This window comes from Variovorax durovernensis, from assembly GCF_977011995.1.
In genome coordinates this window covers 773,747-791,666 of the sequence record NZ_CDRNCW010000002.1, presented here as the reverse complement: position 1 = coordinate 791,666, position 17,920 = coordinate 773,747, and the positions used below count along the sequence as shown (strand labels likewise).

Sequence of the window (17,920 nt, the reverse complement as noted above, 5' to 3'; positions counted from 1 at the left end):
TGCCATGTCCATGCTCAAACCCGATTTCAACGATCCGATCACCCTGCAGGTGATGTGGGACCGCCTCGTCTTCATTGCCGACCAGGCCGACAGCGCACTCGGCCGCACGGCCTTCTCGCCGATCGTGCGCGAGAACCACGACTACGTGAACGTGCTGCTCGACGCCAAGGGCCGCGCGCTGGCGCAGTGCACCTGGTCCATTCCGGTGTTCATCACCACGCTGCCCATGGCCGCGCAGAACTACTTCCTCAAGGCCTTTCCGCCCGAGTCGCTGGAGCCCGGCGACGTGCTGGCCACCAACGACCCGGTGATCGGCACCGGCCATCTGCCGGACATGGTCATGCTCACGCCGATCTTCCGCAAGGGCAAGATCGTGGCCTACGCGGGCAGCATCGCCCACCTGCCGGACATCGGCGGCCGGCCGCAGTCGCCCGACTCGACCGACATGTTCGAGGAGGGCATCCGCATCCCGATGCTCAAGCTCTTCAAGGCCGGCCAGCCGAACACCGACGTGTTCTCGGTCATCGAGGCCAGCGTGCGCCTGCCGCACGAGGTGCGCGGCGACATCCAGAGCATGGTGGCCGCCAACGAGGTGATGAGCCGCGAGCTCACGCGCTTCATGGACGAATACGGCCTCGAAGACTGCGACGGCCTGGGCGAAGCGATCTTCAGCCGCTCGGAGCGCCACATGCGCCAGGCCATCGCGGCCTGGCCGAACGGCAGCTACAAGGCCGACATGACCATCGACGGCTTCGAGTCCGACGTGAAGCTGTGCGTGAGCGTGGAGGTGCGCGACGACTCGATCCACGTCGACTACACCGGCACCTCGCCCGAGGTGGCGCGCGGCATCAACGTGGTGCCGCACTACCGCGTGGCGCACAGCGTGTATGCGCTCAAATGCCTGCTCGACCCGGAGACGCCGAACAACGAGGGCTGCATGGTCGCGCTGACAGACTCGGCGCCGGTGGGCTCCATCCTCAACCCGCGACCGCATGCGGCGGGCGCCGCGCGCAACCTCGTGGGCCATTGCATTCCGAGCCTGATCTTCAAGGCGTTGCAGCATGTGGTGCCCGAAGGCGCGATGGGCGACAGTGGCGGCGCGCCGATCTGGGGCATCAACTGCCAGGGCCAGCGCTCAGACGGCACGGCCTATGGCAGCGCGCAAAACTTCCACGGCGGGCAGGGTGGTCGTTCGTCGATGGACGGGCTGGACACGCTGAGCTTTCCGTCGAACTGCCGCGTGACGCCGATCGAGATGTACGAGCTGGCGGTGCCCGTGCTCACCGAATGCAAGGAGCTCATTCCGGACTCCGGCGGCCCCGGCAAATTCCGCGGCGGCCTGGGCCAGCGCGGCGTGATCCGCAATCTGTCGGACCGCGAGATGAACATCTACCTGAGCACCGAGCACGTGAAGTACCCCTGCCTCGGTGTGCTGGGCGGCCAGGCCGGGCGCAATGGCGCGGTACTGCACGACGGCAAGGCCGTGTTCCCGAAGGGGCGGCTGGTGCTGGCGCCGGGCGAGCGCCTCACGATCGAGCTGCCCGGCGGTGGCGGCTGGGGCGACGCGCAGCAGCGCTCGCACGAACTGATCGAAGACGACCTGCGCCAGGGTCTTGTCAGCGCGGCCGGCGCGCAGGCCGACTACGGCTACGAAGAGAAGAAGGTGGCGGCATGACGGCCGGCGCCTTGCAGGGGCAAGTGGCCCTGGTGACCGGTGGCGGCTCGGGCATCGGCCGCTCGACCGCGCGGATGCTGGCCGCGGAAGGCGCGCGCGTGGTCGTGATGGGCCGCCGCATCGAACCGCTGCAGGCTGTGGTGGCCGAGATCCGTGACGCGGGCGGGCAAGCCTGGGCCCGCCAGGCGGATCTGCAGGAGCGCGAACAGCTGCTCGCGCTGGTGCAGTGGACGGCCAGGGAGGTCGGCCCCATCGGCATCCTGGTCAACAACGCGGGCCTCACGAGCCGCGTGCGCAACATCCGCTGGATCGAACCGGACGACTGGGAGTCGGCCGTGTCGGTCAACCTGACGGCCGTGTATGTGCTGATCCAGGCCGTGCTGCCGGGCATGCTCGAAGCCGGTGCCGGCACCATCGTCACGGTGTCCTCGCTGGCGGCCGTGCGGCCGAACCTGCTGGGCGGCGCACCCTACGGCGCGGCCAAGGCGGCGGTGACGAACCTCATGGGCTTCGTGCACGGCACCTTCCGCAACAACAACATCCGCTCCACCACCATCCTGCCGGGCGAGGTCGACACGCCCATCATGGACACGCGCGTGCGCCCGCCGAGCGCGGACGAGCGTGCGGCCATGGTCGCGCCCGACGACGTGGCGCGCGCGATCCTGCTGGCCTGCACCCTGCCGCAGGGCACCACCATCGAACAGCTGGTGATCAGCCCGACCCGCGCGCGCGACCAGGGCCCCGACATCGAGATCAGCCGCTGGCTCGGCGCCCCCGACGGAACACCCGGCAAACCCTGAACGAGACGAAGCATGAGCGACACCCTTCATCAACGCCTGGCACGCGGCGACTCCGTGCTGATGGTCAACCCGAACCATGTGTCCCCCACGCTGTGCGAGAAGCTCGTGCGCTCGGGCGCGGACTCGGTCTTCATCGACTGTGAGCACGGCCTGGCCAGCTTCGAGGACATCCACCACATGGCCAAGGCCGCGCGCTATGCGGGTGGCTTCGGCATCGTGCGCCCGCAGAACCAGGAGCGCTCCACCATCACGCGCTGCCTCAACGCGGGCGCGGACGGCGTGATGGTGCCGCTGATCCACACCGCGGAGATCGCGCGCCAGGTGGTGCATACCTTCCGCTATGCCTGCCCCGACGATCACGAGACCCGGCTGCTCATCGGCATGGTGGAGTCGGTCGAGGCGGTGCGCAATCTCGACGAGATCCTGGCGGTCGAAGGCATCGACGTGTTCTTCGTCGGGCCTGGCGACCTGTCGCAGTCGATGGGGTACTCGCCCGCGGTGGCACCGGGCAAGCGCCGCCCGCAACCCGCGCTCGACCTGGTCGACCAGACGCTGCAGCGCATTCGCGCGGCCGGAAAGATCGCCGGCACCCTTGTCGTGAAGCAGGACGTCGAACACCTGGTGTCGATTGGCGCACAGCTGCTGTACTACCACGCCGACCCGTTCGTGACGGAAGGCGTCGCGGCGATGCGCAGTCTGTCTCAGCCCGTGGTGGCCGTCGCCGGCGCGCACTGAGCCTGCGCGGTCGTTCAGGCCGGCGGTGACCCGGCTTCCGGTACGCGGATGCCCTCGAGGCGCCCGGCTTCGAACAGGTTGCCGATCTGCTGCCGCAGGATTTCCAGCACGGCGCGCGCCTGGTCGGACATCGGCAGGTGGTCCGGCACGCACAGCGACACGGTGGCCTGCAAGCCGGGCTCCACGATGCGGCGGATCACCGGCGGCTTCGCGATCGGCGGAAAGTCCGCCAGCGCCGAAGGCAGGATGGTGGCGCCCACGCCCGCCTGGATCGCCTGGCGCAGCGTTTCGGCGGACTCGATCTCGGCGCGGATGTTCGGCACCACGCCGATGCGCGCGAAGGCCTCGTCGACCATCCGGCGCAGGAAGTGCATGCGGCTCGGCAGCAGCAGGTCGATGCCGGCCAGCGCGTGCAGAGCGATGGTCTGGTCGCCCTGCGGTTCCAGCTCCATGCCCGGCGGGGCGATGAGGAACAGGTCTTCGGTCAGCAGCGGCTGCAGCGCGAGCCCCTTCATGGGGCTGCCCGCGTAGATGATGGCCATGTCCAGGCGCCCGGTCATCACCATCTCGCTCAGCACCAGGCCGAAGTTGTCGTTGATGAAGAGGTTGACGCCCGGGTAGGCGCTGCGCACTGCCTGCAGCAACGGCATCGACAGCGCCGAGGCTGTGCTGTAGGTGGCCAGCCCGACCGATACCGGGCCGCAGATGAAGCTCTCGTCCGTGCGGTTCATCAGGTCGCGCTCCACCTGCTCCAGGTGGCTGAGCATGATCTGCGCGTGGCGGTAGAGCTCGACGCCGGCCGGCGTGGGTGTCACGCCGGCGTTGGAGCGGTTCAGCAGCTTGTGCTTGAAGTGTTCCTCGAGCGAGGCGATGTGCTGGCTCAACGCCGGCTGTGCAACGCTCAACTGCGCGGCGGCCGCGGAGAGGCTGCGTGCGTCCACCGCGGTCACGAAGCTCTTGAGGGTTTTGAAATTGACCGTCATTGGTGAATCGGAAGCGCACTGATCGTAACCCCGGTTGACGCTGGCAACGCGTGGCTCGATGCTTGCTTGTTCATAGAACAGAAAGACAACGGAGATCCGGTGAACCTCAGGCGGTTGAAGTATTTCGTGAAGATCGTCGACGTGGGCAGCCTCACGCAAGCCTCGGAGGTGCTGCACGTCGCGCAACCTGCGCTGAGCCAGCAGCTGGCCACGCTCGAAGGTGAGTTCAACCAGCGCCTGTTGCTGCGAACGCAGAAGGGCGTGGTGCCCACCGAAGCCGGCATGGTGCTGTACCGCCATGCGCAATTGATACTGCGCCAGTTCGAGCAGGCGCGTGCCGATGTCGTCAATGCCGGGCGCAGTCTGGCGGGGCAGGTATCGGTCGGCCTCGCGCCGGGCACCGCTGCATCGGGCCTGGCCTTGCCGCTGCTGCAGACGGTGCAGGAGCGGCATCCGCAGCTCATGCTGCACATCAACGAGAACTTCGGAACCACGCTGTGCGACGTGGTGCGCAACGGCCTCATGGACATGGCCGTGTTCTACGGCGGCGAACAGGCGGTGCGAGGCTTGGCGTTCGACCCGTTGCTTACCGAGGACCTCTGCGTCGTGGCCTCCCACGGCATGCTGCGCATGGACGGCGAAGAGCTGGAGCTGGCCGAGCTGCGGAATGTGGACCTGCTCCTGCCCAGCATCGACAACCAGCTGCGCCGCAGCGTGAACCGGGCCTTTGCCTCGGCGAAGATGATTCCTCGCGTGGTGGCGGAGATGGAGTCTTCGAGCACGCTGTCCGCTGCGGTCGCCTCAGGCGTGGGTGCGACGATCCTGCCCGTGTCGCTTGCACGCTCCGTCGCGGCCATGGCGCCGGTCGACGTCGGGCGCCTGGTGTCGCCGCATATCGAGATTCCGCTGGCGCTCTGCGCTTCCGATCATCTGCCGCTGTCGGAGCCTGCGCAGGTCGTCAAGGGCATTCTGATGGAGCTGGTTCATCGCCTCGAGTTAGGGGGAGGCATGCACCTGGTCCACTGACAGCCGGAGAACCAGCCATTGAAGAGCACGCCGTGATGCGCTCTGGAAATCTCACCGGGCCGCGGCGGAGAGCCGCTACATTCGTTCAGAACCGGCCGTTCGGCCAGCAACGCCTTCATGCAGGCACCACGTCAAAACGTCGACTTCTAACGGTGAAGCCCACGCGGCGAGGCACGATGCGTAGCAAGGCTTGCGGGCAGCAGGCCGATGCGGGCGCGTCCCATAACGGGACTGCAACAGGAGGCGATCAGTCCTGATCCTGGGGAGGATGCAAGACTTGGCTTCCGAAATACGTCATCAAAAAGATGGCGAGCGCGATGCCAGCCGCGGGGAAGGGCCACGGGACATCGGTGCGTCCCGCCACAGCGACACACCCCAATCCAAACAGCAGCGACAGGAAAAAACGGCCGGTGGGCTGCACGCGCAGGCCGATTGCATCGTCAGCGCCCCTGCGTCGCGCCCACCGATGTGCTGCGGCCACCAGCCCGCCGATCGCTACCGCGGTGGCGACGGCGCCCAGGAGCCAAGGCCGTAGGCTCTCTATCTCCCACATGGCTCCAAGGCCGCGGACTACTTCCTCCATTTGTGGCTCCTTTGACGATGTCCCATTAAGCGCTCAAGGTCAGATGAGCTGCGGAGTCGACCCTCGTGCTCGGGCCAAGTGTGGTCGGCTGGTCCCATTTTGCCGGGCCCGCGGGAAGACGCGTCGCCCCGACTATCATGATTCTCGACACAAGGGAGATCGATGAAAAACACGGCTCGAATGCTCATGCTCACTGGCGCGATCGCACTGCTGATTGGCGCCATTCTTGGTTTTTTCGGAGGCCCGCGCGAGGCGGATGCCGCGCTCGCGGCGCAGTGCCGGACGAAGATGACGGCCCAGAACGCGGACACCGCCTTGCTGGCCCAGTGCAAGGAAGTTGCCTTCGCGACCGCTATGACGGCCACGGACGCCAACGCCGCAGCAAAGGCGATCAGCGCGGCCAACAACAGCGAGATCGGTGGCAACTCTTTCGCCATGTTCCTGATGGGCCTCGGCGTCGTGCTGTTGGTGGCCGGCTTTCTTCAGGGACGAAAGCGCGAAGGCGCGTCTGTCTGACAGCCCTCGCTTGTTGCATGACCCGCGACAGCCGGCCGATTCTGTTGAAAGACTCGTTCGCAGCGCTCACCGCTGCCCGGTGAATGGTTTGACCAACACTGACGCTTTCGCTGCACAAGCGCGGCCATGAAGTGCTGATCTGAAGAGTTCGCGACGAGATGCACTGCCGGTCCCGGATGATGGGATGGTTCGCATCGCCATCGGCACCCATCAGCAATGAGTCGGCGCAACCTCCGCCGATCATGTTCGCGCCCTGGTCGCGCAGGCGCTGCTTCAGCGACTCCCAACGCGCGGCCTCCCAGTCGGCAAGGCACTGTGCTGGCACGAGGTGCGAATGCACTTCTGCCGTGACTGCTGTCTTTCGTCTCCTGCTTCTTCGCGCCACGAGTTGCTTGTGATCCGGGAGGCGCCCATATAAGACCTTCCCTGACTCAAACAAGCGACGGTTCCCGCTCCGACGCCGAGGTATTGATGCACGTCAATGCACGCGCCCGGCTTGCCTCCCATACTGGTCTGGTTCTTTCACGCATCAGGCATCTCGACATGGCAACATCCGCGCACTCGCAGATTCCCGAAGACTTCACCCTGCTCGACGCTTGGTGGCGCGCCGCCAACTACCTCTCGGTGGGCCAGATCTACCTGATGGGCAATCCGCTGCTGCGCGAGCCGCTGACGCTGGAACACATCAAGCCGCGCCTGCTCGGCCACTGGGGCACCACGCCTGGCCTGAACTTCATCTATGCGCACATGAACCGGGCCATCAACGCTCGGGACCTCGATGCGATCTTCATCGCCGGGCCGGGCCACGGCGGGCCGGGCGTTGTGGCCAGCACGTACCTCGAAGGCACCTACAGCGAGGTCTATCCGCACATCTCGCGCGACGTCGAAGGCCTCAAGCGCCTCTTCACGCAGTTCTCGTTCCCCGGCGGCATACCGAGCCACGTGTCGCCCGAGACGCCGGGGTCGATCCATGAAGGCGGCGAGCTCGGCTATTCGCTGCTGCACGCGCACGGCGCGGTGTTCGACAACCCCGACCTGCTGGCCTGCTGCGTCATCGGCGACGGCGAGGCCGAGACCGGCGCGCTCGCGGCCAGCTGGCATTCGAACAAGTTCCTCAACCCCGCACGCGACGGCGCGGTGCTGCCGATCCTGCACCTGAACGGCTACAAGATCGCCGGGCCGACGGTGCTCGCGCGCATCGGCGACGAACAGCTCACGCAGCTGTTGCGCGGCTACGGCTATGAGCCGCGCTTCGTGTCGGGCCACGATCCCGTGCTGATGCACGGGCAGATGGCGGCCGCGCTGGACGCGTCGCTCGACGCCATCCGCGCCATTCAGGTGGAAGCGCGCTCCGACGGCTTCAGCCGCCGCCACCGCTGGCCCATGATCGTGCTGCGCTCGCCCAAGGGCTGGACCGGGCCGAAGACAGTGGACGGCGTGCCCATCGAGGGCACGCAGCGCGCGCACCAGGTGCCCCTGACCGGCTTTGCCGACAAGCCCGAGCACATCGCCCTGCTTCAGCAATGGATGCAAAGTTACCGGCCCGAAGAGCTGTTCGACGCCGAAGGCACCCTGCGCGCCGACATCGCCGCCCTGTCGCCGCAGGGCACGCGCCGCATGGGCGCGAACCCGCACGCCAACGGCGGCCTGCTGCTGAAGAACCTCAAGCTGCCCGACTTCCGCGACTACGCCGTGGCGGTGGCGAAGCCCGGCGCCGTCGATGCCGAGGCCACCCGCGTCATGGGCGAGTTCCTGCGCGACGTGATGCGGCTCAATGCGGCGGACAGCAACTTCCGGCTCATGGGCCCCGACGAGACCGCGTCCAACCGCCTGGGTGCGGTGTTCGAGGTGAGCAACCGCACCTCGACCGCCGAGATCCTGCCCGGCGACGACCACGTGGCGCCCGATGGCCGTGTGATGGAAGTGCTCAGCGAGCACCTGTGCCAGGGCTGGCTCGAAGGCTACCTGCTGACCGGGCGGCACGGCTTCTTCTCGTGCTACGAAGCCTTCATCCACATCGTCGACTCGATGTTCAACCAGCATGCGAAGTGGCTGAAGGTGACGCGCCACATTCCGTGGCGCCGCCCCATCGCGTCGCTGAACTACCTGCTGACCAGCCACGTCTGGCGCCAGGACCACAACGGCTTCAGCCACCAGGACCCGGGGTTCATCGACCACGTCGTCAACAAGAAGGCCGAGGTGGTGCGGGTGTACCTGCCGCCCGACGCCAACACGCTGCTGTCCGTCACCGACCACTGCCTGCGCAGCCGCGACTACGTGAACGTGATCGTGGCCGGCAAGCAGCCCGAGGCGCAGTGGCTGGACATGGCCGCGGCCGAGCGCCACTGCACGGTGGGCCTGGGCATCTGGGACTGGGCGAGCAACGACAACGGCGTGGCGCCAGACGTGGTGATGGCCTGCGCCGGCGACGTGCCCACGCTGGAGACCATGGCCGCGGTCGACCTGCTGCGCACGCTGCTGCCCGAGCTGAAGGTGCGCGTGGTGAACGTGGTCGACCTGATGGCGCTCGAATCGCCTTCGAGCCATCCGCACGGGCTGGACGACGCGGTGTTCGACTCGATCTTCAGCACCGACGCGCCGGTGATCTTCGCCTTCCACGGCTATCCCGCGCTGATCCACCGGCTGACCTACAAGCGGCGCAACCACGGCAACTTCCATGTGCACGGCTACCTGGAAGAAGGCACCACCACCACGCCCTTCGACATGACGGTGCTCAACCGGCTCGACCGCTTCCACCTGGCCGCCGACGCCATCGACCGCGTGCCGCGCATCCGCGACACCGCCGGCCATGTGCAGCAGCACCTGCGCGACCGTCTGCTCGAACACCGGGCCTACATCGTGCGCCACGGCAAGGACATGCCCGAGATCGAGAACTGGCGCTGGACGCAGCGCTGACGATCCGAAGGCCGGCCGGTGCGGAGGAGGAGACCACGTCGGGCCGTTTTCTTCCTGGAAGAGCACCGCAGTATGCGGACCCGGCCGCGCATCGGCTTGAGCTTCGTCAATGTTGATCCCGCGCAAGCCCGGCGCGCCGCCGCGGCTTCAGCATTCGTTCCAACGGACACCGGCCCAGAGGACACACCATGAGCACCGAGATCACATTTCCGCTGGCACTGTGCAAGGCGCAGTGGAGCATCTGGCTGCATACGCTCGAAATGCTGGAGACCATCGGCTCGCACGCGCTGCAGCGCGGCATCGAGGAGACCCGTGCCGAGACGGATGCGGTCATGCGCGCCGATGACTGGCAGGCGCTGGCCCTGACGCCGCTGCACGCGTTCTGGCCCGATGCCACCGTCGGACAGCAGCGGGAACGCGCTTCGTGCGTACAGACTGGCAGCGGGGCCGCTCAAGCGCATGCGGCCGATGCCCCGGCCTCCCGCGGCGACGTGGTGCACGACGCCCTGTGCACCCTTCACACGGCGCTGGCCGCGGCACCGGCGCCGCGCCGATCCCGGCCCAGGGCCCCGGTGGCCGCGGGGCGAAGGAAGACATGACGCTACCGACCATCGCCGTCCACCTGGACCACACCGAGCGTTGCGAGGTCCGCACCCTGCTGGCGGCACGGCTCGCCAGGCGGCATCGCAGCCATCTTGTGGGCATCGTCACGACCGGCATCGAGGTCACACCGCCGACCATGCCGGCCCACGCCGAGCTGGAGGACTGCATCGCCGGCGCGTCGCTTCACCTGCGCAGGAGGGCCGAAACCGTCGCGCATGTGTTCCGCTGCCGCATCGCGGCGCCGGCGCTGCCGTCCTTCGACACGCGGCTGGTCGACGGCGAGCCTGTGGGCGCCGTGATCGGCCATGGCCGCGCCAGCGACCTCGTCGTCGTGGGCCAGGCGGACGAATGCGCCGTTGTCGATCATGCGATGCGCCGGCTCCCCGAAGAGGTGATGCTGCAAGCGGGGCGGCCAGTGCTCATCGTTCCACGCGCCGGCCGCTTCGACCGCGCGCTGGACAGGGTCCTCGTGGCCTGGGACGGAAGCAGGGAGGCCGCGATCTCCGTGCGCCATGCACTGCCGCTGCTGCGCAAGGCAGCCAAAGTCACCCTGATTTCATTTCTTCAGGAAGGCGACGCCGATGCCGGCCGCGCGCTGTGCCCCGGCGAGATGAGCAACTGGCTGCTGCGGCACGGCATCCGGGCAGACATCGAGCAGGTCGAGACCTCCTGGCATTTCTCCGATGCCCTGCTGGACAGCGCCGCCTCGCTGGAGAGCGACCTGCTCGTGATGGGCGGCTACGGTCACGCCCGGATGCGCGAGCGCATGCTGGGCGGCGTGACGCGCGACCTGCTAGCGCGTGCCACGGTGCCGATACTCATCGCCCACTGACTGAGGTGCTAGATCAACCCGCGGGTGGCGGCCTCGGTCACCGCATGCGCGCGCGTGCGCACCTGCAGCTTGTGGCAGATGCTCTTCACATGCGCGCACACGGTTTGTCCGCTGATGGAGAGTTCCGTCGCGATGTCGCGCGTGACGCGGCCCTTGGCGACGAGCCGGAGCACTTCGCGCTCGCGCATCGACAGGGCCTTGGGCGGCGTACCGACGGCCTGCGGCCCTTCGGGCGTGGAGGAGCGCCTTAACCGCATGAGCAGATGCCGCACCACGCTCGGCGATACGGCCGCGCCGCCGTTGACGACCTGCAGCACGGCCTGCGTGAAGTTCTGGAACCATGAGTTCTTGACCAGATAGCCCGAGGCGCCCGCCGCGAACGCACGGCGCACATGGGCCTCGTCCTCCAGCGCCGAGTGCACGATGATCTCGGCCGAGCTGTAATGGCGCCTGGTGCTTTCGATCAGGTCGAATCCCTTGCCGCCCCCGAGGCGCACGTCGAGGATGAGCACGTCGAACTCATGCTGTGCCAGCAGCCGCTTGCATTCCAGCATGCTGCCCGCCTCGCCGACGACACACACGCGCGGATCCATCACCAGTTCGTGAGCGATCGCGCGCCGCGCGCCGACATCCTCGTCGACCAGCAGCACCCGCACCGGCTTTTCTGCCTGGCCGGCCAGGAAATTCGGCCATGCGCTTCGCGATGCCCCGTTGCCTTCCCTGGCGGACGCCTCCTCAAGTCTTGAAAGCCATGGAGGGGCTCCGCGCGTCAACGGCGATGTATTGGGCTGGAAGGCGTCCAAGATCAACCTGCCTCTCTCTTGCTGGAGGCTTCATTCTTGAGGCGTGACTTTCGGCGCGCCTTGATCTGCATCAAGTCGTGCGTTGAGTAAGCGTATGTACGCCGCTGGAGTCACGTACGACGAGCCTGTTCAGCAGCGTGCTCAGTCCTTCGGTGCGGCGCGCGGCGCGCTCGGCGGCCTGCCGCTGGGCTTCGTCGGCCACCTTGCCGCACAGGGTCACGACGCCGTTCTCCACGCGCACGTCGACGTCGCATGCGTTGACGGCAGGGTCCCAGTTGAGCTGGGCGAAAACATCGTGCCTGAGTTGAATGTCCGGGTTCATGGCGATCCTTTCGGAAGAGCAGGCGAACGAAATCAGGTCTTGTCGGCGCCCGCGGGGCGGGCTGCGCGCTTCATGGCTTCGAGCGTCCGCGCAGAGGCGTCCGCCGCGGCCTTGGCGGCGGCGCGGGTGGCTTCCTCCGCCTTGTCGAGTGCCTCGCGCGTCGCATGCGCAGCCTTTTCGGCTTCTTCCTTGCTCGCCTGCGCGGAGCGCGCGACCGACTCCTCGGCCCTGGCAAGCGCTTCCCCGGTCGCGGTCGCGGCCTTGCTGCCCTCTTCCTGGGCGGCCCGCGCGGCATCCTTGGTTTCATCGAGCGCCCTGGTGCTCGCGGCGGCGGTTTTTTCCTCCAGCCGGGTGGCGGCTTGCGCGGCCTTTTGCGCGGCGCGACGGATGCCTTCGGCCACTGCATGCGACACCTTGCCCGCACCGACCTTGCCCTTCTGCGCCGCATCCCTGGCGGCGTCGGCGGCCTTGCGGGCCGCACGCTCCGCATCCTGCGCGGCCCTGTGGGCGGCATCACGGGTTTTCTTCTGCATCGCGCTTTCGGGCGGAGTCAGTTGGGCGGGGGCCGTGTAGTCGGCTGCGAAAGCCGTGGTGCCGAGCGCGATGGCGATCGGCGCCAGCAGAGTGCGAAAGGCGCGGGTGCTTGTCATGAGGGTCTCGCTTGAACGAAGGTTGGGAGCGATCGGTTCGGGGGGCTCAATCGGCGGCTTCCCGGCGCACCAGCAGGACCGGCACGGCGCTGCCTCTGACGACGCGCTCCGCGTCGCTGCCCAGCGCCAGCCGGCTGAAGCCCCGGCGGCCATGGGTGCCCATCACGATGTCGGCGACACGGCCCTGCGTGACTTCGCGCAGCGTACAAGGACATGGTGTTCTTTCCTCGGGGCCGCCTGGAACAGTCACCTGCCGCCGGCCCTGGCGCGACGGGCAGACGAATTCTTCGGCCGCGCGCCCGCGACGGGCTTGCGCCACGTCAACATCGCTCGAACTCGCCGACGACTTGATGCGTGCCCAGAAGGCGCGGCGCGATCCGCGACGGCGGGTGCCGTTGTTTCAGGCGGTACGCGATCCTGTCTGCCGCTCGCGACGCTCGAGCAGTTCGAAGATGCCCATGCCGGCCAGCATCGCGGCCACGAAGACCAGGGCCTTGGTCTCGCCCATCCCGAGGGCGACGAGGCCCGGTCCGGGGCAGAAGCCTGCGATGCCCCAGCCCACGCCGAAGAGCAGGCTGCCGAGCACAAGGCGACGGTCGATTCGGCGCGCGGAGGGCATGCGCATCTCCGCGCCCAGGAGCGACAACGCGCGGCGCCGGGCCGCCAGGAAGCCGACCATGGCGACGGCGATGGCGCCGGCCATCACGAAGGCCAGCGAGGGATCCCATGAGCCGGCAAGGTCGAGGAAGCCGAGCACCTTGGCCGGATTGGCCATGCCGGAGACGACAAGCCCGAGCCCGAAGACCAGGCCGGCAAGCAACGAAGCGAGAGCGATCATGGCAATCTCCTCAGACGCCGAACAGATGGCGCGCCACGAACACCGTGGCGAAGCCGGCGCCCATGAATGCCGCCGTGGCCACGAGCGAGCGCGGCGACAGGCGGGACAGGCCGCAGACCCCGTGGCCGCTGGTGCAGCCGGCCCCGTAGCGGGTGCCCACGCCCACGAGCAGTCCGGCCAGGATCAACGCGCCGTAACCCGCGTCGATCCGAACCCTCGGCAGCGCCGCGAAGAGCAGATAGACCCACGGCGCGCCGACCAGTCCGAGCACGAAGGCGACACGCCAGGCGACGTCGCCACTGGACGGCCTGAGCAGCCCTCCGAGCACGCCGCTGATACCGGCGATGCGCCCGTTCAGAAGCACGAACATCGCCGCGGCGATGCCGATGAGCACGCCCCCGGCGAGCGCGGTGAACGGCGTGAAATGGTTCCAGTCGATGGACATCATTCCTCCTTGGGACAGTAGAGGCGGTAGAGAACCGCAAGGATTTCCAGCATCGCCGGGTCGGCCACGCTGTAGAAGATGTTCTTGCCCTCGCGCCGGGTGTTGACCACGCCTTCGTTGCGCAGCACCCCCAGTTGCTGCGACAGCGTGGGCTGGTGGATGCCCAGCTTCTGCTCCAGGTCGCCCACGCACATCTCGCCCTGGGACAGCTGGCACAGCAGCAACAGGCGGTCTTCATTGGCCAGGAGCTTGAGTGCCACGACCGCCCGGCCGGCGGCACCGCGCAGCACTTCGGGATCGATGCTCACGGAGGAGGAGGTTTTCATGGATTTTGGATTTCGCTTGCTGCCGATATATTATATAGAAATATATATATTGTTGCCGACCCCACCGAACATCCATGGATGGAGCCCCCATGACAGCCCGCACGACGACCCAAGGTTTTTTCGATCCCGCGACATGGACGATTTCCTACGTCGTGTGGGAACACGCGACGAGGCGCGCCGCGGTCATCGACCCGGTGCTGGACTACGACTTCAAGTCCGGGCACACGCGCACGGTGTCGGCCGACAGGCTGCTCGCCTACGTCATGAGCCATGGCCTGCAGGTCGACTGGATCCTGGAGACCCATGCACACGCCGATCACCTGTCCGGCGCCCGCCACATCCAGGCGCAGGTGGGAGGAAAGATCGCCATCGGCGAGAACATCCGTGTCGTCCAGTCGACCTTCAAGACGCTCTTCAACTTCGAGCGCGGCTTCTTGCCGGACGGCAGCCAGTTCGATCACCTGTTCAAGGACGGCGAGGTCTTCAGGATCGGCGAGGTCGAGATCACCGCGCTGGCGGTGCCGGGCCACACGCCGGCCGACATGGCCTATCTGGTGGACGGTGCCGTCTTCGTCGGCGACACGCTTTTCATGCCCGACCTCGGCAGCGCCCGCGCCGACTTCCCCGGTGGTGACGCCCGCCAGCTCCACGCGTCGATGCGCAGGCTGCTGGACCTGCCGCTCGACACCGTTGTGTACGTCTGCCACGACTACCCGCCGGCGTCGCGCCAGGCCTGCTGGCAGACCACGGTGGCGCAGCAGCGCACGCACAACATCCACGCGCGCGACGGCATCGGTGTCGACGAGTTCGTTGCGATGCGCACCGCCCGGGACGCGAGCCTGGAGGTGCCGACGCTCATTCTTCCGTCGATCCAGGTGAATGTGCGGGGAGGGCGGCTTCCTCCCGCCGACGACAACGGGGTCTCGTACCTTCGCATCCCGTTGAATGCGCTCCCGTTGGCTTGACCTGCGTCAAGGCCCCGGCCGGGCACGGTCCGCAGAATGCTGCGCACTGTCAATGAGGTACGCATGCAATCCTTGCTCTATTCCGGTGTTTTTGATCTTCCCTGGTGGGGCGCGGTGCTGGTTGCGCTGGCGCTCACGCACGTCACCATCGCGTCGGTCACCATCTTCCTGCACCGCCACCAGGCGCATCGCGCGCTCGAACTGCACCCCGTGGCCAGCCATTTCTTCCGCTTCTGGCTGTGGCTGACCACCGGCATGGTGACCAAGGAGTGGGCCGCCGTGCACCGCAAGCACCACGCCAAGTGCGAGACGCCCGAAGACCCGCACAGTCCGCAGGTATACGGCCTCAACCGGGTGCTGTGGGGCGGCGTGTTCCTCTACGTGCGCGAAGCGGCGAATGCGGAAACACTCGAACGCTATGGGCACGGCACGCCCGACGACTGGATGGAACGGCGCCTCTATTCGAGATACAAGATCCTCGGCATCGTGCTGATGGGTGTGGTGGACATGGCGCTGTTCGGCGCGGTGCCGGGCGGCCTGATCCTGCTCACGCAGATCGCGTGGATCCCGTTCTGGGCGGCCGGCGTGGTCAACGGCATCGGCCACTACTGGGGCTACCGCAATTGGCCGGCCATGGACGCCAGCACCAACATCTCGCCGATCGGCATCCTCATCGGCGGGGAGGAACTGCACAACAACCACCACGCCTTTCCCTCGTCGGCCAAGCTTTCGAGCAAGTGGTTCGAGTTCGACATCGGCTGGCTCTACATCCGCGTGCTGCAGGCCCTGGGCCTGGCGAAGGTGAAGCACGTGGCGCCGACCCCGCGCCTTGTCGCGCCCAAGGCCGACATCGACCTTGCCACGGTGCAGGCGGTCATCCGCTGCCACTACGACGTGCTGTCCAACTACACGCGCTCGCTGAAGAAGGCCTGCGTAGCGGAACTGCAGCGCCTTCGCCGCATGTCGCCGGAGGCCGCGCGCGCCCTGAAGACGGTCAAGCCGCTGCTCGGCAAGGACCAGGGGATGCTGGGCCCGTCGCGGCAACAGCAGGTGATGCAGGCATTGAGCGCATCGCAGGTGCTGGCCACGATGTATGCGATGCGCGGGGAGCTGACCGCCTTGTGGAGCCGATCCGCCGCCACCGGCGAACAGCTCGCAAGGCAACTGCAGGACTGGTGCCAGCGCGCCGAGGCGAGCGGCATTGCACCCCTGGCGGATTTCTCCCGGCGCCTGCGTTCCTATGCCTGAAGGGCTTTCCTTGCGCTATCTCAAGGAGCGCGCGGGCAACTGCACATAACGTGGTTGCATGAAAGCACTCGTATACCAGGGACCAGGCCTCAAGTCGCTCGAAGACCGCCCCAAGCCGGAGATCCAGGCGCCGGGCGACGCCATCGTGCGGATCCTCAAGACGACCATCTGCGGCACCGATCTACACATCCTCAAGGGCGACGTGCCGACCTGCACGCCGGGCCGCATCCTCGGGCATGAGGGCGTGGGCGTCGTCGAAAGCATCGGCGGCGGCGTGACGGCCTTCCATCCGGGCGACCATGTGCTGATCTCGTGCATCTCGTCGTGCGGCAAGTGCGAGTACTGCCGGCGCGGCATGTACTCGCACTGCGCCACCGGCGGCTGGATCCTGGGCAACACCATCGACGGCACGCAGGCCGAGTACGTGCGCATCCCGCATGCGGACACCAGCCTCTATCCGATTCCGCCGGGCGCGGACGAGGAGGCGCTGGTGATGCTCAGCGACATCCTGCCGACCGGCTTCGAATGCGGCGTGCTCAACGGCAAGGTCGCGCCTGGCAGCACGGTGGCCATCGTGGGCGCGGGCCCGATCGGGCTGGCCACGCTGCTCACCGCCCGGTTCTATTCGCCGTCGCAGATCATCCTGATCGACCTGGACGACGGCCGGCTCGAGGTCGCGCGCCGCTTCGGCGCGACGCACACCGTCAACAGCGCCGACGGCAAGGCGGCCGATGCGGTGCTCGCGCTGACAGGCGGACGCGGCGTCGACGTGTCGATCGAGGCGGTCGGCATACCGGCCACCTTCCTGCTGTGCCAGGACATCGTGGCGCCCGGCGGCACCATCGCGAATATCGGCGTTCACGGGCATCCGGTGGAACTTCATCTGGAACGGCTGTGGTCGCAGAACATCGCGATCGCCACGCGGCTGGTCGACACGGTGTCGACTCCGATGCTGCTGAAGACGGTGCAGTCCCGCAAGGTGGACCCGAAGTTGCTGATCACGCACCGGTTCAGGCTCGACCAGGTCCTGGAGGCCTACGACACCTTCGCGCGCGCGGCCGAGACGCACGCGCTGAAAGTGATCATCGAGGCGTAGGCCCTCGCGGCAGCCGGACATTCTTTCCCTTCCACTTTTTTCAGCGGGTTCATCCATGTCGCTTTTCCATGCCGTCGCCTGGGTCGATCACCACTCGGCGCAAATCCTCCAGTTCGACGCTTCGCAGGTACTCGCGCAGCAGGTCAGGGCGCATGTCCACTACACCCGCCAGCATGGCAGCGACGTACGCAGCGAGCACGAATTCTTCGGCGAGGTATGCGATGCGATCACGGGCATCACCGAGGTACTCGTTGCCGGCTCCCATACCGCGCAGGCCGATTTCCGCCACTACGTCGAGAAGCATCGCCCCGAGGTGGCGCACCGCATCGTCGGATGGGAGACGGTGGGCCATCTGAGCAGCAATGAACTCGTGGCGCTGGCCAGGCGCTATTTCTCGGTGCACGCCGGCATGGCAACGCCGATGAAGGCGGGATGAGGCCGGTCGCCAAAGAGAAGGTCGCTCCTGGCGGGAGCTCATAAGAAGACTGATTCTCTTTGGCATCCCGGGCACATTGCGATGCGCTCCTTTGTTCCTGCGCTCAACCTGCTTACCCTTGG

20 protein-coding genes and 1 pseudogene are annotated in these 17,920 nt (G+C 67.2%); 12 read left to right on the top strand and 9 right to left on the bottom strand.

From position 1 onward, the window contains the following. Positions 1–4: 4 nt before the first annotated feature. The 3 genes from ACWV14_RS35760 to ACWV14_RS35750 are packed head-to-tail and all read left to right on the top strand — an operon-like array spanning position 5 to position 3,210. The gene (locus tag ACWV14_RS35760; RefSeq protein ID WP_454908565.1) at positions 5–1,675 is read left to right on the top strand and encodes a hydantoinase B/oxoprolinase family protein; all 1,671 of its coding nucleotides are present in this window, start codon (positions 5–7) and stop codon (positions 1,673–1,675) included. Then, a complete protein-coding gene (locus ACWV14_RS35755) occupies positions 1,672–2,475 on the top strand; it encodes an SDR family oxidoreductase (protein WP_454908564.1) in 804 nt (267 codons plus the stop codon). Before ACWV14_RS35760 ends, ACWV14_RS35755 begins: the two co-directional genes overlap by 4 nt. 12 nt (positions 2,476–2,487) lie before the next feature. Continuing rightward, the gene (locus tag ACWV14_RS35750; RefSeq protein ID WP_454908563.1) at positions 2,488–3,210 is read left to right on the top strand and encodes an HpcH/HpaI aldolase family protein; all 723 of its coding nucleotides are present in this window, start codon (positions 2,488–2,490) and stop codon (positions 3,208–3,210) included. Positions 3,211–3,224: 14 nt separating this feature from the next. Here the strand turns inward: ACWV14_RS35750 and ACWV14_RS35745 are convergent, their stop codons facing one another. Further along, entirely contained in the window at positions 3,225–4,193 is a 969-nt protein-coding gene (locus ACWV14_RS35745) for a LysR substrate-binding domain-containing protein (protein ID WP_454908562.1), read from the bottom strand. Positions 4,194–4,292: 99 nt separating this feature from the next. On the opposite strand from ACWV14_RS35745, the gene nac reads away from it, so the two are divergent. Continuing rightward, complete coding sequence (gene nac, locus ACWV14_RS35740) at positions 4,293–5,219, top strand: nitrogen assimilation transcriptional regulator NAC (RefSeq protein ID WP_454908561.1); 927 nt, start codon at positions 4,293–4,295, stop codon at positions 5,217–5,219. A 247-nt stretch (positions 5,220–5,466) separates the two neighbouring features. Here nac and ACWV14_RS35735 read toward each other — a convergent pair whose 3' ends face one another. After that, positions 5,467–5,802 carry a hypothetical protein gene (locus ACWV14_RS35735; RefSeq protein WP_454908560.1) on the bottom strand — a complete coding sequence of 112 codons (336 nt, stop codon included), beginning with the start codon at positions 5,800–5,802 and terminating at the stop codon, positions 5,467–5,469. Between the two features lie 162 nt (positions 5,803–5,964). Here ACWV14_RS35735 and ACWV14_RS35730 point away from each other — a divergent pair, with 162 nt between their 5' ends. The 4 genes from ACWV14_RS35730 to ACWV14_RS35715 all read left to right on the top strand — a co-directional run bounded on the left by ACWV14_RS35730 (position 5,965) and on the right by ACWV14_RS35715 (position 10,669). Then, positions 5,965–6,318, top strand: coding sequence for a hypothetical protein (locus ACWV14_RS35730; RefSeq protein ID WP_454908559.1), 354 nt, complete (start codon positions 5,965–5,967; stop codon positions 6,316–6,318). A gap of 543 nt (positions 6,319–6,861) precedes the next feature. Then, positions 6,862–9,234 carry a phosphoketolase family protein gene (locus ACWV14_RS35725; protein ID WP_454908558.1) on the top strand — a complete coding sequence of 791 codons (2,373 nt, stop codon included), beginning with the start codon at positions 6,862–6,864 and terminating at the stop codon, positions 9,232–9,234. Positions 9,235–9,422: 188 nt separating this feature from the next. Then, the gene (locus ACWV14_RS35720; RefSeq protein WP_454908557.1) at positions 9,423–9,833 is read left to right on the top strand and encodes a hypothetical protein; all 411 of its coding nucleotides are present in this window, start codon (positions 9,423–9,425) and stop codon (positions 9,831–9,833) included. Continuing rightward, positions 9,830–10,669 (top strand): universal stress protein, encoded by an 840-nt coding sequence (locus tag ACWV14_RS35715; RefSeq protein ID WP_454908556.1) that lies wholly within the window; start codon positions 9,830–9,832, stop codon positions 10,667–10,669. The genes ACWV14_RS35720 and ACWV14_RS35715 overlap by 4 nt, the downstream gene beginning before the upstream one ends. Positions 10,670–10,677: 8 nt before the next feature. Here ACWV14_RS35715 and ACWV14_RS35710 read toward each other — a convergent pair whose 3' ends face one another. The 7 genes and pseudogenes from ACWV14_RS35710 to ACWV14_RS35680 all read right to left on the bottom strand — a co-directional run bounded on the left by ACWV14_RS35710 (position 10,678) and on the right by ACWV14_RS35680 (position 14,053). Next, on the bottom strand, positions 10,678–11,325 hold the full coding sequence (locus tag ACWV14_RS35710; RefSeq protein ID WP_454908555.1) for a response regulator: 648 nt from the start codon (positions 11,323–11,325) through the stop codon (positions 10,678–10,680). Positions 11,326–11,542: 217 nt separating this feature from the next. Beyond that, positions 11,543–11,794: a BON domain-containing protein gene (locus ACWV14_RS35705; protein ID WP_454908554.1), complete on the bottom strand. Its 252-nt coding sequence runs from the start codon at positions 11,792–11,794 to the stop codon at positions 11,543–11,545. 32 nt (positions 11,795–11,826) lie between these two features. Then, positions 11,827–12,444, bottom strand: a complete 618-nt coding sequence (locus ACWV14_RS35700; RefSeq protein WP_454908553.1) for a hypothetical protein — start codon at positions 12,442–12,444, stop codon at positions 11,827–11,829. Positions 12,445–12,490: 46 nt separating this feature from the next. Then, positions 12,491–12,646 (bottom strand): annotated as a pseudogene (locus ACWV14_RS35695) (universal stress protein); the annotation flags it as partial. Between the two features lie 198 nt (positions 12,647–12,844). Beyond that, positions 12,845–13,282 (bottom strand): DUF6691 family protein, encoded by a 438-nt coding sequence (locus ACWV14_RS35690; protein WP_454908552.1) that lies wholly within the window; start codon positions 13,280–13,282, stop codon positions 12,845–12,847. Between the two features lie 10 nt (positions 13,283–13,292). After that, positions 13,293–13,727, bottom strand: coding sequence for a YeeE/YedE family protein (locus ACWV14_RS35685; protein ID WP_454908551.1), 435 nt, complete (start codon positions 13,725–13,727; stop codon positions 13,293–13,295). Next, on the bottom strand, positions 13,727–14,053 hold the full coding sequence (locus ACWV14_RS35680) for a metalloregulator ArsR/SmtB family transcription factor (protein ID WP_454908550.1): 327 nt from the start codon (positions 14,051–14,053) through the stop codon (positions 13,727–13,729). The genes ACWV14_RS35685 and ACWV14_RS35680 overlap by 1 nt, the downstream gene beginning before the upstream one ends. A gap of 89 nt (positions 14,054–14,142) precedes the next feature. Here ACWV14_RS35680 and ACWV14_RS35675 point away from each other — a divergent pair, with 89 nt between their 5' ends. The 4 genes from ACWV14_RS35675 to ACWV14_RS35660 all read left to right on the top strand — a co-directional run bounded on the left by ACWV14_RS35675 (position 14,143) and on the right by ACWV14_RS35660 (position 17,798). Further along, a complete protein-coding gene (locus ACWV14_RS35675; RefSeq protein ID WP_454908549.1) occupies positions 14,143–15,018 on the top strand; it encodes an MBL fold metallo-hydrolase in 876 nt (291 codons plus the stop codon). A 63-nt stretch (positions 15,019–15,081) separates the two neighbouring features. Beyond that, entirely contained in the window at positions 15,082–16,266 is a 1,185-nt protein-coding gene (locus ACWV14_RS35670) for a DesA family fatty acid desaturase (RefSeq protein WP_454908548.1), read from the top strand. Between the two features lie 58 nt (positions 16,267–16,324). Further along, complete coding sequence (locus ACWV14_RS35665) at positions 16,325–17,362, top strand: zinc-dependent alcohol dehydrogenase family protein (RefSeq protein ID WP_454908547.1); 1,038 nt, start codon at positions 16,325–16,327, stop codon at positions 17,360–17,362. A 55-nt stretch (positions 17,363–17,417) separates the two neighbouring features. Continuing rightward, positions 17,418–17,798: a hypothetical protein gene (locus ACWV14_RS35660; protein WP_454908546.1), complete on the top strand. Its 381-nt coding sequence runs from the start codon at positions 17,418–17,420 to the stop codon at positions 17,796–17,798. The last annotated feature ends 122 nt before the right edge of the window (positions 17,799–17,920 follow it).